General features: G+C 68.7%; 14 protein-coding genes. 4 read left to right on the top strand and 10 right to left on the bottom strand.

What is annotated here, in order from left to right:
- Positions 1-7: 7 nt before the first annotated feature.
- Genes VXD91_RS01070 through recO form a run of 3 tightly spaced genes read right to left on the bottom strand, consistent with a single transcriptional unit; the run spans position 8 to position 2095 of the window.
- Entirely contained in the window at positions 8-421 is a 414-nt protein-coding gene (locus VXD91_RS01070; RefSeq protein WP_212812240.1) for a hypothetical protein, read from the bottom strand.
- Positions 421-1305 (bottom strand): decaprenyl diphosphate synthase, encoded by an 885-nt coding sequence (locus tag VXD91_RS01065; protein ID WP_212812241.1) that lies wholly within the window; start codon positions 1303-1305, stop codon positions 421-423. Before VXD91_RS01065 ends, VXD91_RS01070 begins: the two co-directional genes overlap by 1 nt.
- On the bottom strand, positions 1250-2095 hold the full coding sequence (gene recO / locus VXD91_RS01060; protein ID WP_212812242.1) for a DNA repair protein RecO: 846 nt from the start codon (positions 2093-2095) through the stop codon (positions 1250-1252). Before recO ends, VXD91_RS01065 begins: the two co-directional genes overlap by 56 nt.
- 80 nt (positions 2096-2175) lie before the next feature.
- Between recO and VXD91_RS01055 the strand changes: the two genes are divergently transcribed.
- A complete protein-coding gene (locus tag VXD91_RS01055) occupies positions 2176-3603 on the top strand; it encodes an amidase (protein ID WP_346414407.1) in 1428 nt (475 codons plus the stop codon).
- 171 nt (positions 3604-3774) lie between these two features.
- Here VXD91_RS01055 and era read toward each other — a convergent pair whose 3' ends face one another.
- The 5 genes from era to VXD91_RS01030 all read right to left on the bottom strand — a co-directional run bounded on the left by era (position 3775) and on the right by VXD91_RS01030 (position 7987).
- Positions 3775-4689 (bottom strand): GTPase Era, encoded by a 915-nt coding sequence (gene era / locus VXD91_RS01050; RefSeq protein ID WP_212812244.1) that lies wholly within the window; start codon positions 4687-4689, stop codon positions 3775-3777.
- Positions 4682-6022, bottom strand: a complete 1341-nt coding sequence (locus tag VXD91_RS01045) for a hemolysin family protein (protein WP_212812245.1) — start codon at positions 6020-6022, stop codon at positions 4682-4684. Before VXD91_RS01045 ends, era begins: the two co-directional genes overlap by 8 nt.
- On the bottom strand, positions 6019-6555 hold the full coding sequence (ybeY, locus tag VXD91_RS01040) for an rRNA maturation RNase YbeY (RefSeq protein WP_020102089.1): 537 nt from the start codon (positions 6553-6555) through the stop codon (positions 6019-6021). The genes VXD91_RS01045 and ybeY overlap by 4 nt, the downstream gene beginning before the upstream one ends.
- Before the next feature lie 4 nt (positions 6556-6559).
- Positions 6560-7621 (bottom strand): PhoH family protein, encoded by a 1062-nt coding sequence (locus tag VXD91_RS01035; RefSeq protein ID WP_212812246.1) that lies wholly within the window; start codon positions 7619-7621, stop codon positions 6560-6562.
- Positions 7622-7771: 150 nt separating this feature from the next.
- Positions 7772-7987, bottom strand: coding sequence for a hypothetical protein (locus VXD91_RS01030; protein WP_029105369.1), 216 nt, complete (start codon positions 7985-7987; stop codon positions 7772-7774).
- Between the two features lie 273 nt (positions 7988-8260).
- On the opposite strand from VXD91_RS01030, the gene VXD91_RS01025 reads away from it, so the two are divergent.
- The 3 genes from VXD91_RS01025 to VXD91_RS01015 are packed head-to-tail and all read left to right on the top strand — an operon-like array spanning position 8261 to position 10855.
- Positions 8261-9916: an EspA/EspE family type VII secretion system effector gene (locus VXD91_RS01025; protein WP_346414406.1), complete on the top strand. Its 1656-nt coding sequence runs from the start codon at positions 8261-8263 to the stop codon at positions 9914-9916.
- Between the two features lie 30 nt (positions 9917-9946).
- Positions 9947-10261, top strand: coding sequence for an ESX-1 secretion-associated protein (locus VXD91_RS01020; RefSeq protein ID WP_064980653.1), 315 nt, complete (start codon positions 9947-9949; stop codon positions 10259-10261).
- Between the two features lie 3 nt (positions 10262-10264).
- Positions 10265-10855 carry a hypothetical protein gene (locus VXD91_RS01015; RefSeq protein ID WP_318985308.1) on the top strand — a complete coding sequence of 197 codons (591 nt, stop codon included), beginning with the start codon at positions 10265-10267 and terminating at the stop codon, positions 10853-10855.
- A gap of 75 nt (positions 10856-10930) precedes the next feature.
- Here VXD91_RS01015 and VXD91_RS01010 read toward each other — a convergent pair whose 3' ends face one another.
- A complete protein-coding gene (locus VXD91_RS01010) occupies positions 10931-11686 on the bottom strand; it encodes a 16S rRNA (uracil(1498)-N(3))-methyltransferase (protein WP_318985309.1) in 756 nt (251 codons plus the stop codon).
- Positions 11687-11701: 15 nt separating this feature from the next.
- On the bottom strand, positions 11702-12853 hold the full coding sequence (gene dnaJ / locus VXD91_RS01005; protein WP_212812250.1) for a molecular chaperone DnaJ: 1152 nt from the start codon (positions 12851-12853) through the stop codon (positions 11702-11704).
- Between the last annotated feature and the right edge of the window lie 3 nt (positions 12854-12856).

Raw genomic sequence — 12856 nt, 5'->3', positions numbered from 1 at the left:
GCCGGCGTCACGACGTCAGGTCGGCCCGCACGTCGACGCCGGTGGACAGCACCAGCATGACGAGGGTGGACAAGGCGTCGTCGCTGAGTCCGGCGGCCGGGAAGTTGTAGCGCAGCATCACGTCGCCGACCTTCTTGGCGCCGTTGGACCGCGGATCACCGGCCCGCTCCACCAGCACCACCGAGCCGAGCATGGTGCGACCCGCGTGATCGGCCACGCGGTCCCGAACCTTGTTGTCCAGCTTGATATCCCATGCCAGTGGCTGCGTCAGTGAGACCAGGTCGAGTCCCTCGCCGATGTTCACCACGCGCAGTGACGCCACCGTCCCGTCGTGTGCGACGGTGAGGGCGCCGTCGGTCTCTTCGACGATGGTCACCGAATCCGCGAGCACGGCTGCCAACCGCTGCAACAAGTCCGCCATCAGGCCCTCCCGAACCGTCGGTTGCGGTTGACGTACTCCTCGCACGCCGCCCACAGGTCGCGGCGGTCGTAGTCCGGCCAGAGCTTGTCCTGGAAGACGTACTCGGCGTACGCCGCCTGCCACAGCATGAAGTTGCTGGCGCGCTGCTCGCCCGAGGTGCGGATGAACAGGTCGACGTCGGGGATGTCGGGGCGGTGCAGGTGCTTGGCGAACGACGCCTCGGAGATGCGGTTCGGGTTGATCTTGCCGGCCGCCGCCTGCTCGGCGAGTTCGCGCGCCGCTTCGACGATCTCGGTACGCCCGCCGTAGTTCACGCAGTAGTTGACGGTGATGACGTCGTTGCCGACGGTCATCTGCTCGGCGATGTCGAACTCCTTGATGACGCTGCTCCACATGCGCGGCCGCGACCCGACCCACCGCATGTTGACGCCCATCGCGTTGAGGTTCTCGCGGCGGCGGCGCACCACCTCGCGGTTGAAGCCCATCAGGAACCGCACCTCTTCGGTGCTGCGCTTCCAGTTCTCGGTGGAGAACGCGTACACCGACAGGTGTTTGATGCCCAGTTCGATGGCTCCGCAGGTGATGTCGATCAACACCGCCTCACCCATCTTGTGGCCCTCGGTGCGTCCGAGCCCGCGCTGGGTGGCCCACCGGCCGTTGCCGTCCATGACGACGGCGACGTGGTTGGGTACCTGGTCGGCGGGAATCTGCGGTGCGACGGCCTTGGACGGGTGCTGCGGCGGCCGTGCGAAGCGGCCGTTGGAGTTCGGTGGGAGCTCCGGAAAGACCACGGGCCAGGTCGAAACGTCCGGGAAGATCGGATAGTCGTCAGGCGCCTGAGGCAGCTGTGGATAGCTGGTCTTGCGCGCCCGGTTGAGTGCCATGGGCAATATCCTGCCTGAGTAGGGTCACGCGCTGCTCAATGAGTGCGGTATCGGGACGGTACGCACGCTCGACGAGGGGCAATGTCCGCAGCTGACGCTCCAGATGCCACTGCAGGTGCGCGGCCACCAGCCCGCTGGCCTGGCTGCGGTGCCCGGTCGGCGAGGCCTGCGCAAACTCCCAGTCGCCGTCGTGCAGCGCGGCCATCAGATCCAGCACACCCTGCGGCGGGGTGACCGATCCCGACGGCCGGCAGTGCACACACACGCTGCCGCCTGCCGCGACATGGAACGCCCGGTGCGGACCGGGTGCGGCGCAGCGCGCGCACTCGGTGATGGCCGGCGCCCAGCCGGCGATCCCCATGGCCCGCAGCAGATAGGCGTCGAGCACCAGTTCACGGGGCCGGCTGCCGTCGGCGACGGCCCGCAGTGCGCCGACGGTGAGCCGCTGCAGTGCCGGCATCGGGTTGCGTTCCTCACCGGCCAGCCGCTCGGCGGTCTCCAGGATGGCGCAGCCGCAGGTGTAGCGGCCGTAGTCGTTGACGATGTCGGCGGCGAACGCGTCGAGGGACACCACCTGGGTGACGATGTCGAGGTTGCGGCCGGGATGCAGCTGCACGTCGATGTGGGCGAACGGCTCCAGCCGCGAGCCGAACTTGCTGCGGGTCCGCCGCACGCCCTTGGCCACCGCGCGGACCAGCCCGTGTTCGCGGGTGAGCAGCGTGACGATCCGGTCGGCCTCGCCGAGCTTGTGCTGGCGCAGCACGACCGCTCGATCCCGGTACAACCGCATCGGGCGATTGTCCCATCACGGACCGACAACTTCCGTTAGGCAGCGCCGGGCAAGTGCGCACCACTATCCTCGGAACCGACATGGCCGAACGTTCCGCGCAGCCCCGATTCCCGACTCTGACCCAGCAGTTGTACCGCCTCGCGAGCGGCACGGTGACGTCACAGCAGATCGTGCGGCAGTCGCTGGATGCCATCGCGGCCAGTCAGCTCGAGCTGAACGCCTTCCGGGTGGTCTTCACCGAACAGGCGCTCGCCGACGCCGCCGAAGCAGACCGCAAACGTGCTGCCGGACAACATCTTCCGCTTCTCGGCGTACCCATCGCGATCAAGGACGACGTCGACGTCGCGGGCGTGCCCACCCGGTTCGGCACCGACGGCGACGTGCCCCCGGCCACCGCGGACGCCGAGGTGGTGCGCCGGCTGAAGGCGGCCGGCGCGGTGATCGTCGGCAAGACCAACACCTGCGAGCTCGGCCAGTGGCCGTTCACCAGCGGGCCCGGTTTCGGGCACACCCGCAACCCCTGGTCGCGCGAGCACACCCCGGGCGGGTCGTCGGGCGGTAGCGCCGCGGCCGTCGCGGCCGGATTGGTCACCGCCGCAATCGGATCCGACGGTGCGGGCAGCGTCCGCATCCCCGCCGCCTGGACGCATCTCGTCGGCATCAAACCGCAGCGCGGACGCATCTCCACCTGGCCGCTGCCCGAAGCCTTCAACGGCATCACGGTCAACGGGGTGCTGGCCCGCACCGTCGCCGACGCGGCGCTGGTTCTCGACGCCGCCGCCGGCAACGTCGACGGTGATCTGCACAAGCCGGCGCCCATCGCGGCGGCCGAGGCCGTCGGCCGAGCGCCGGGGCCCCTGCGCGTCGCGTTGTCGACCAAGTTTCCGTTCACGCTGTTCCCGGCCCGGTTGCATCCGGAGATCCGGGCCGCGCTGAATACCGTTGCGGGACAACTGGAGGAGCTCGGTCACACGGTCCGGCCGGCCGATCCCGAGTACGGGCTGCGGCTGTCCCTGGACTTCCTGGCCCGCTCCACCTCCGGGCTCGCCGAATGGCGCGACCGCGTCGGACCCGGTGTGGCATTGGACCCGCGCACCCGCAGCAACATCCGGACCGGGTGGCTGATGTCGGAACACGCCCTCCGGCAGGCACGGCAGCGGGAGAAGACGCTGGCGCGCCGCATCGGCTGGATTTTCAACCTCGTCGACGTCGTGCTGGCGCCGACGACGGCGCAGCCGCCACCGCTGATCGATGCCTTCGACCGTCTGGGCAGCACCGCCACCGACCGCGCGATCATCGCGGCCTGCCCGGTGTGCTGGCCGTGGAACGCACTCGGCTGGCCGTCGATCAACATCCCGGCCGGCTTCGCCGCCGACGGGCTGCCCATCGGTGTGCAGCTCATGGGCCCGGAAGGCAGCGAGCCGCTCCTGATCTCTCTGGCCGCCAGCCTGGAGGCCATCACCGGCTGGGCCACCAAGCAGCCCGACAACTGGTGGACTCAGCCCTAGGCCCTGGCCATTGCCCCGAGGCCCTGGCCATTCATTTTCCGCGAGCGTGCGTGTCTGCCCGCGACACGCCGCGTGAGCCGAGCACTATCGTCGCGCTCGCCGGCCGCGAGCGTGCGCGGACGGCGCACCAAGACCCGCGTGTCGCGTACAGACACGGCCGCTCGCGGGTGATTAAAAGCCCAGCTTGCCAAGCTGTTTCGGGTCACGCTGCCAGTTCTTGGCGATCTTGACCCGCAGGTTCAGGTACACCTTGGTGCCGAGCAGCTTCTCGATCTGCGTCCGCGCCGCCGTCCCGACCTCACGCAAGCGGGAGCCGCCCTTGCCGATCACGATGCCCTTCTGGCTGTCGCGCTCGACGTAGATGATGGCGTGGATGTCGCACATCTCGCCCTGCTCGGGGGTGCGGCCTTCGCGCTCGGTGAACTCCTCGATGACCACCGCCAGGGAGTGCGGCAGCTCGTCGCGGACGCCTTCCAGCGCGGCTTCGCGGATGAGCTCGGCGATGAGCACTTCCTCGGGTTCGTCGGTCAGTTCGCCGTCCGGGTAGAACGCCGGCCCCGGCGGCAGCTTGCCGGCCAGCACGTCGATCAGGACGTCGACCTGTTCGCCGGCCACCGCGGACACCGGCACGATCTCGGCCTTGCCCTCGGTGAGCTCACTGACCGCCAGCAGCTGCGCGGCCACCTTGTCGCGCGGCACCTTGTCGGTCTTGGTGACGACCACCAGCAGCGTGGTTCGCGGTGCGACAGCACGGATCTGCTGGTAGATCCAGCGGTCGCCGGGCCCGATGGCCTCGTCCGCCGGGATGCAGAGACAGATGATGTCGACCTCGGAATAGGTGTCCTTGACCAGTTCGTTGAGCCGCTGGCCGAGCAGCGTGCGCGGCCGGTGCAGACCGGGCGTGTCCACCAGGATGATCTGGAAGTCCTCGCGGTGCACGATGCCGCGGATGGTGTGCCGCGTGGTCTGCGGGCGATTCGACGTGATCGCGACCTTGGTGCCGACGAGCGCGTTGGTCAGCGTCGACTTGCCGGTGTTCGGCCGGCCGACCAAACAGACGAAGCCGGAACGGAATTCGTCACTCATCGGGTTCTCCTTCTTCCACGTCATCAGTGCGTTCCGGCTCCACCGGCGTCACCAGGACGGTGCCGATCCGGACCCGGCCGCGATGGTCCCGGCCGCCCTCGGCCCGCAGCTGGAGGGTCGCCGGGTACTGCGATCGATGCGACGGGAACGACACCCGGACCTCGGCGCCCGGCAGCGGCACGCGCCCCAGTTCGTGCGCCAGGAGCCCGCCGACGGTGTCCACGTCGAGGTCGCCGTCGACCTCGAAGCCGCACAGTTCGGCCAGGTCCTCCAGCGGTAGCCGCGCCGACACCCGAAACCGGTTGTCGCCCAGTTCTTCTACCGGGAGCACCTCGTCGGTGTCGTATTCGTCGGCGATCTCACCGACGATCTCCTCGAGCACGTCCTCGATGGACACCAGGCCGGCGATCGCGCCGTACTCGTCGACCAGCAACGCCATGTGGTTGCGGGTGCGCTGCATCTCGTTGAGCAGCTCGTCGAGCGGTTTGGAGTCCGGCATGAACACCGCGGGGCGCATCACCGCGGCCACCTTGGTCTCGCGACCGCCGTTGGTGGAGTTGTAGGTCTGCTCCACAAGGTCTTTGAGATAGACGACGCCGACGACGTCGTCGACGTTCTCCCCGATCACCGGGATGCGGGAGTGTCCGCTGCGGACCGCCAGCGAGGTCGCCTGGCCTGCCGACTTGTCGCTCTCGATCCACACCATCTCGGTGCGGGGCACCATGACCTCACGTGCCGGGGTGTCGCCGAGTTCGAAGACGGACTTGATCATTCGCCGCTCTTCGGCGGCCACGACACCCCGCTGCTGCGCGAGGTCGACGACCTCGAGCAGTTCGATTTCCGAGGCGAAGGGTCCGTTGCGGAAACCGCGGCCCGGCGTCAGGGCGTTACCGATGAGCACCAGCAGCCGGCTGATCGGGGTCAGCAGCACCGCGATCACCTGCAGCGGAAGCGCCGACAGCAGCGAGATGGAGTAGGCGTTCTGCCGGCCGACGGTGCGGGGGCCGACGCCGATGGCGACGAAGCTGACGACAACCATGATGGCCGCGGCGGACACCAGGGCCCACCCGCGCGTCATCAGCTCGTCGAGGTAGTCGACCAGCAGGACGGTCGCCGAAGCCTCGCAGACAACCCGCAGCAGCACAACGAGATTGACGTACTGCGGCCGGTTCCGGACGATCTTGGCCAGCCGCACCGCACCGGGCCGCTCGTCACGGATCAGCTCGTCGACCCGCGCGATCGAGACGGTGTTGATGGCGGCATCGATCGCCGCGAACACCCCGCCGATCACGACGAGCACTATGGCGCCGATCAACGGCGTCAACCCGGTCACGGTTCGTCGAAGTACCGCGACTTGTCCAGCAGCCGGCGGTCTTTCTCGGTCTGCCGATCCTTGTGGTAGGCGTGCACCTGGTCGGCGACCCACTCTTCGAGCAGCTGACGCTGCAGGTCGAACATCTCTTTTTCCTCGTCCGGCTCGGCGTGGTCGTAGCCCAGCAGGTGCAGCACGCCGTGCACGGTCAACAGCGCCAGCTCGTGACCCAGTGAATGTCCGGCGGCCTCAGCCTGATTCGCGGCGAACTCGGGACACAGCACGATGTCCCCGAGCATCGACGGCCCGGGCTCGGGCGCATCCGGCCGGCCGCCGGGCTCGAGCTCGTCCATCGGGAAGCTCATCACGTCGGTGGGGCCCGGCAGGTCCATCCAGCGCATGTGCAGATCGGCCATGGCCGACTGGTCCACGAGGACCATCGAGAGTTCAGCGGCGGGGTTGACGTCCATCTTGGAGATGACGAACCGCGCCACGCTGATCAGCTCGTCTTCGGATACGTCGATTCCCGACTCGTTGGAAACCTCGACCGTCACTGCGTCACCGCCTCGTCCGGCCGGTGGCTCGACGGTGCGCGCGGTTGGCCAGACCGTGCTCGCTCACTTTGGCTTCCGCCGCTTCGTACGCGTCGACGATCTCCGAAACCAGCTTGTGGCGCACCACGTCTGCACTCGTGAGCTCAGCGATGTGGATGTCGTCGATACCGTCCAGGACCTCGATGGCCGACCGCAGACCCGACTTCGATCCGCCGGGCAGGTCGACCTGTGTGACGTCACCGGTGACGACGATCTTCGAACCGAAACCCAAGCGGGTCAGGAACATCTTCATCTGTTCGGCGGTCGTGTTCTGCGCCTCGTCGAGGATGATGAAGGCGTCGTTCAACGTACGGCCGCGCATGTATGCCAGCGGCGCGACCTCGATCACCCCGGCTGCCATCAGCTTCGGGATCATCTCGGCGTCCATCATGTCGTGCAGCGCGTCGTACAGCGGCCGCAGATACGGGTCGATCTTCTCGTTGAGCGTGCCCGGCAGGAAGCCGAGGCGCTCCCCCGCTTCGACGGCGGGACGCGTCAGGATGATCCGGCTGACCTGTTTGGTCTGTAAAGCGCTGACGGCCTTGGCCATTGCCAGATAGGTCTTGCCGGTACCGGCGGGGCCGATGCCGAAGACGATGGTGTGGGCATCGATGGCGTCGACGTAGCGCTTCTGGTTGAGCGTCTTGGGCCGGATGGTCTTGCCGCGGCGCGACAGGATGTCGAGCGTCAGCACCTGTGCCGGCGACTCGGCGTCGGCGCCGTCGAGCATGCCGACGCTGCGGCGCACGACGTCCGGGGTCAGTGTCTGCCCGCCGGCGGCAATCGTGATGAGCTCACTGACCACGCGCTCGGCCTTCGCCACGTCGGCGGGCGAGCCGGATATCGAGAGCGAATTGCCGCGGACGTGGATGTCGGCCGCGAGCAGGTTCTCGAGAGCTCGCAGATTCTCGTCGGCCGAGCCGAGCAGGCCCACGACAAGATCAGGCGGAACAGTGATGCTGCTTCGAACCGACGGGTCGAGCTCCGGGGAGCGCGACGCGGCGGCGTTCGTATCGCGGGGCGTCACGTGGTTTTCGATGCCTGCTTTCTGGTGTCGAGCTGAGGAGCACATTCTACCGCCGGGCCGAAGGCACGCCCAACGAGTTGGCTGGTCACGCAAGCCGCGGGCGGCACCTTTCGGTACCGCCCGCGGGTTGCGTAGTAGTTGGGTCGCCGATTACCGGCTCTGGTGGACGTTGGTGTCGACCTTGGGCGACTTGGCGCCCTGGTGCACGTCGTCCAGCCAGTTCAGGTGATCAACTCCCGTCGGCACCACTGTTGCCTGCACCCCTGTCGGGGCCGGTCCGGTGGCGGCTACGGCGGGAACGGCGAACCCCATGGCACCGGCGGCCAATGCACCGGCGATAACTGCTGCAATTCCGAAATTCTTCATGGAGTGTTCCCTTCGCGTCTTCTGTCCGTCTTTGTCCCCTGGCGGCCCGAGCCGCTGTGACATCCATGTAAACAGGCAGGTCAAAGGATTAATTCCGCTGGCAGGAAATTAGTGTTTACTGGCAGGAATTGCTGTAACCCAGGCCACAGGAATGGCCCGAAAGGCCACGTCGCGGAGTTCGGAATTAGCGCATTGGAGGGGCGCCGGCCGCTGTTACGCTCGATTCACCGGCGAGGGTCCGCCGGGGCGATGAGGAATCGGGGAGGGTTCTGCATGGGTAGGGGTCGCGGTCATCACGGCGGTTCGCACAATTCGCCGAGCAACCGCCATCCGCGCCACGACGACGAGCCCACGGTGCGCATCCCCCGGCCGAACCACAACGACCGCAACGACCACAACCCGCGGCGCCACGACGATCACGACGGCAACTCGCACCGGCGTGACCACGACGGCGGTGACAGCCCGAGCCTCGGCGAGAAGATCAACGACATCCTCGACAAGGCCAACGACGTCCTGGACACCGCCTCGGACATCGCCGACAACGTCAAGAAGCTGATGGAAGGCGATCCGATGGGCGCCGTCGGGCTGATCAGCGATGCCGGCGACATCGCCAAGATGCTGATGCCCGCGGCCGCCGGCACGCCCATCATCGAGGGCGGCTTGTGGGCCCTGGATCTCGCGGGGCTCGGTTTCGGCATCGGCGATCCGGACACCGGCGAATCGTTCTCCGACGGTGCCGAGCTCTTCCAGGCCGCCGGCGACGGACTCAGCAGCGCCTATCCGACCGTCTGGCAGGGCACCTCCTCCACGGCCTACTCCAACCGGAACGCCGAACAGATCGGCAGCGCCGAACAGCTGCTGCAGGCCGACAATCTCGTCGTACAAATCCTGAGCGCCGAAGCCGAGCAGGTCGACGCGGGCCGCCAGCAGATGGACAACATCGCCACCTGCCTGGGCGCGATGATCCCCGTCTGCCTCGCCCTGGAGGCGACGGTCATCGGCGCTCCCGAGTCGCTCGCGCTGCAGGCCGCATCCGTCGCCGTCGCCGCCGCGGCTTCGGCCGTGACGATGAACAACATGATGGCTCAGTCATCGAGCAACGCAGCGCAATTGAGCCAGGCGACGAGCATGTACCAGAGCGCCTCGCACGCTCCGCCGCTGAGCACCATGCCGCCCCCGGCCAAAAAGCCGGGCGACGGACCGGATTTCGGCAATGCCGACCCCAACGCGCCGGGCAATCCCAACCAGCCCGGGCGGCCGGGGACGGGCACGCCGTCCGGTCCGCCCACGGGCAACCCGCCCGCCACCGGCAGCCCGACGGGCACCGGTGGCGGCGGTGGCGGTTCGGGCAGTGGCGGCGGCTCGGGCTCCGGCGGCGGTTCGGGCGCCGGTGGCGGCGGCACCCCGAGCATGCCGAAGATGCCCGAGGTACCCGAGATGCCTTCCGCCCCAGCGGCATCGGGTGCCGGCACCGGCGCCGGGTCCGGGTCCGGTATGGGCGGTATGCCGTCGCTGCCGCAGATGGGCGGCGGTGGCTCCGGCAGCGGAGGCGGCGGTCTCCTCGGCACCCTCGCCGGCCTGGCCGGCCAGGCGGCACAGACCGCGACGCAGGCGGCCCAGGCCGCCCAGCAGGGCAAGCAGGATCCGAACGCACAGGACCCCAACGCGCTCGGCGAAGACAAAGACGGCGACGGCAAGCCGGACGATCCGGCCGCCGACCCCAATGCCCAACCCGCGGAAGCGAATCCGCCGGGCGCGGCAGCCGGGACGGAGTCGCGCGCGGGACGGGCGCCCATCCAGGTGTCGTTCGACGACGGCGCGCACCACGTCGAGGTGGCCGTCGATCCCGACACCGCCAAAGGCCCCGTGCACGTGAGCCTGGACCCGTCGAATCCCACTGCGCCCCCGCGCATCACGACCGAAACCTAGTTTTTCCGGCTTTCCCGAAAGGAGCAACACATGGGCGGCAAGCTCACCGTGGAGACCTCAGAGTTGCAGGCGCTCTCCACCAAGCAGACCGATGCGGCCGCGACGTTCAGCGCCGCCGGCAACACCACGTCCTACGTCGAGGTCAAGGTGCTCGCGACCCACGGGCCGCTGTGCATGTCGACGCAATCGGCACTGAGTGCTGCGAACAACGCGCGCAAGGCCGCCTGCGAGCAGATGATGAACAAGTCGCGCAACCTGGCCTCGAACCTGAACAAGGCCGCGGCGCAATACGACCAGACGGATGCGCAGGAAGGTTCCAACCTCGGCAAGCAGATGCAGATCTGATCGATGTCAGACCATTCTTGGGACGACCACGACGACGACGAGCATCTCGCCGAACCCGAGAGCTCGCTCGACTACTTCACCACCGACGGCAGTGACGACCCGGACCCGGGCGATTCGGGTCTCGACCACCTGGTGACGTCGGATCACGAGACGTACGACGACGAGACGGCGGGCTCCTATGCGGACGCCATGGCGCCCAATGTCGGTGGCGCGGTGGACGACGCCGACGACGAAACGCCGGACGACGACGCACCCCGGGTGGTGGTGTTCGCGGTCTCCGACCCCGCAGGAAACGTCACGGCCGAGGCGTCCATCGCCGGGTCGATCCAGCGGATCAAGCTGGCGCCCAAGGCGGCCTCGATGCCCGAGGCCGAACTTGCCCGCAACATCCTGGCGACCGCGAAGCTCGCGAACATGAAGGGCCGTGCGGTGCAACGGGCACTCATCGAAGGCGTCCTCGCGGCCGAAGGGCTCGACGAAGAGCGCGTCGAGACCATCATCGAGATGAACGCGCCCGACCTGCCGACACCGCGACAGGCCGACGACGCGGTCGCCGAGGCAGAGGCGGCATACCTGCGCGGTGAGCATCGCTAGCCGGCCGGCGACACCTGCCCGAACATGGTTGGGCGGCTGAGAGGTTCGGCTGCCCTTGACCGGCCGCGCTGAGTTCTAGACCTGCCAGCGCGGCGTCAGCACACCCAGCGCACCCAAGGCAACCGCGGCCGCAGTCGACGTGCGCAACACCGACGGCCCCAGCCGAACGGCAACGGCGCCGGCGCCCACCAACGCCGCCACCTCGCCGTCGGTGATGCCGCCTTCCGGACCCACGATCAGCGTCACCGCCTCGGTGGCTGCCGAAACCACCTCGCGCAGGGGAACTTCCGCGGATTCGTGCAACACGAGCGTGACGTGACCCGTCCCGTCGCTTCCCTCGCCGATCGACGCGACCAGCTCAGCCGTCGACACCGGGCCACTGACCGAAGGTACGTACGGGCGACGGGACTGCCGCGCCGCCGACCGGGCCACCGCACTCCAGCGCCGTAAACCCTTCTCCACCTTGGCCGTACCGTCCCAGCGCGCGACGCAGCGCTCGGACTGCCACGCGACGAACGCGTCGGCACCGGCCTCGGTGGCCAATTCGATGGCCAGCTCGGAGCGTTCGGACTTGGGCAGGGCCTGCACCACCGTCACCGCCGGCACCGCGGCCGGGACGTCGGTGATCGACAGCACCCGTGCTGTCAACCGGCCCTTCACGGCGTCTTCGATGACGCAGTGCGCCAGCGCCCCGGCACCGTCGGACAGGTCGAGTTCCTCGCCCGGACGGATGCGTCGCACCGTCGCCGCGTGGAAGCCCTCGTCGCCGTCGACGACGGCGAGACCGCCGACCTCCGGTACCGCGTCGACGTAGAACAGCGCCCGGCTCACCAATAGCCCCGAAGGCTAACGGCCACTGAAGGTTTCGCGCAGGCGGCTGAACAGGCCGCCCCCGCCGCCGGCGACGGCCTGCGTCGAGCGCACCTCGGTGACGTCGCGGGACCGCTGCTCCTTGAACTTGCGCAGCAGTTCGAGGTCACGGTTGTCGAGCCGCGTCGGCACCACGACGTCGATGTGCGCGTGCAGGTTGCCGCGGACCCCGGACCGCAGGTGCGGCATACCGTGGCCGCGCAGCGTGGTGATCGAACCGGGCTGGGTACCCGGCGCGATGGTGATCTCGGTGGGCCCATCGAGGATGGCGTCGACGGTGACGGTGGTGCCCAGCGCGGCGTCGACCATCGGCACCGAGACGGTGCAGTGCAGGTCGTCGCCGTCGCGCAGGAACAGTTCATGAGGCTGCTCGTGGACCTCGACGTACAGGTCGCCGGCGGGGCCACCGCCCGGGCCGACCTCGCCCTGCGCCGCCAGGCGCACCCGCATGCCCTCACCGACGCCGGCCGGAATCTTCACGCTGACGTCGCGCCGTGCGCGCACCCGGCCGTCGCCGCCGCAGCGGTGACACGGGTCGGGGATGACCTCGCCGACACCACCGCACACCGGGCAGGGCCGCGATGTCATGACGTTCCCGAGCAGCGAGCGCTGGACCGTCTGGACCTCACCCTGGCCGTGGCAGGTATCACAGCGGGCGGGCTGCGAATTGCCGTGCGTGCCCTTGCCCTGGCACAGGTCGCACAGCACCGCGGTGTCGACGGTGACCTGCTTGGTGACGCCCGTCGCGCACTCCTCGAGGTTCAGCCGCAGGCGCAGCAGCGAGTCCGAGCCCGGGCGCACCCGGCCGATCGGACCGCGCGCGGACGCGCCGCCACCGAAGAAGGCCTCGAACACGTCGCCGAGGCCTCCGAAACCGGCGAAGCCACCGGCACCGCCGCCACCGCCGCCGCTCTCCATGGGATCACCGCCGAGGTCGACGATGCGCCGCTTCTCCGGGTCGCTGAGGACCTCGTACGCGGTGCTGATCTCGGCGAACCGCTGCTGTGCACCCTCGTCGGGATTGACGTCGGGGTGCAGCTCCCGGGCCAGCCTGCGGTAGGCCTTCTTGATCTCCGAGTCGCTGGCGCCCTTGCTCACGCCGAGCAGGCCGTAGTAATCGCGTGCCACGCC

Source organism: Mycobacterium sp. SM3041 (assembly GCF_039668335.1).
Classification (GTDB): Bacteria; Actinomycetota; Actinomycetes; order Mycobacteriales; family Mycobacteriaceae; genus Mycobacterium.
Note: the sequence above shows the minus strand (reverse complement) of the source record. Positions and strands in the feature narration are given on the sequence as shown.

Coding starts and splice junctions, on each gene's coding strand:
- era (WP_212812244.1), bottom strand. CDS start 4,689: ATGAGTGACGAATTCCGTTCCGGCTTCGTCTGTTTGGTCGGCCGGCCG.
- VXD91_RS01055 (WP_346414407.1), top strand. CDS start 2,176: ATGGCCGAACGTTCCGCGCAGCCCCGATTCCCGACTCTGACCCAGCAG.
- VXD91_RS01025 (WP_346414406.1), top strand. CDS start 8,261: ATGGGTAGGGGTCGCGGTCATCACGGCGGTTCGCACAATTCGCCGAGC.
- VXD91_RS01015 (WP_318985308.1), top strand. CDS start 10,265: ATGTCAGACCATTCTTGGGACGACCACGACGACGACGAGCATCTCGCC.
- VXD91_RS01020 (WP_064980653.1), top strand. CDS start 9,947: ATGGGCGGCAAGCTCACCGTGGAGACCTCAGAGTTGCAGGCGCTCTCC.
- recO (WP_212812242.1), bottom strand. CDS start 2,095: ATGCGGTTGTACCGGGATCGAGCGGTCGTGCTGCGCCAGCACAAGCTC.
- VXD91_RS01065 (WP_212812241.1), bottom strand. CDS start 1,305: ATGGCACTCAACCGGGCGCGCAAGACCAGCTATCCACAGCTGCCTCAG.
- VXD91_RS01070 (WP_212812240.1), bottom strand. CDS start 421: ATGGCGGACTTGTTGCAGCGGTTGGCAGCCGTGCTCGCGGATTCGGTG.
- VXD91_RS01030 (WP_029105369.1), bottom strand. CDS start 7,987: ATGAAGAATTTCGGAATTGCAGCAGTTATCGCCGGTGCATTGGCCGCC.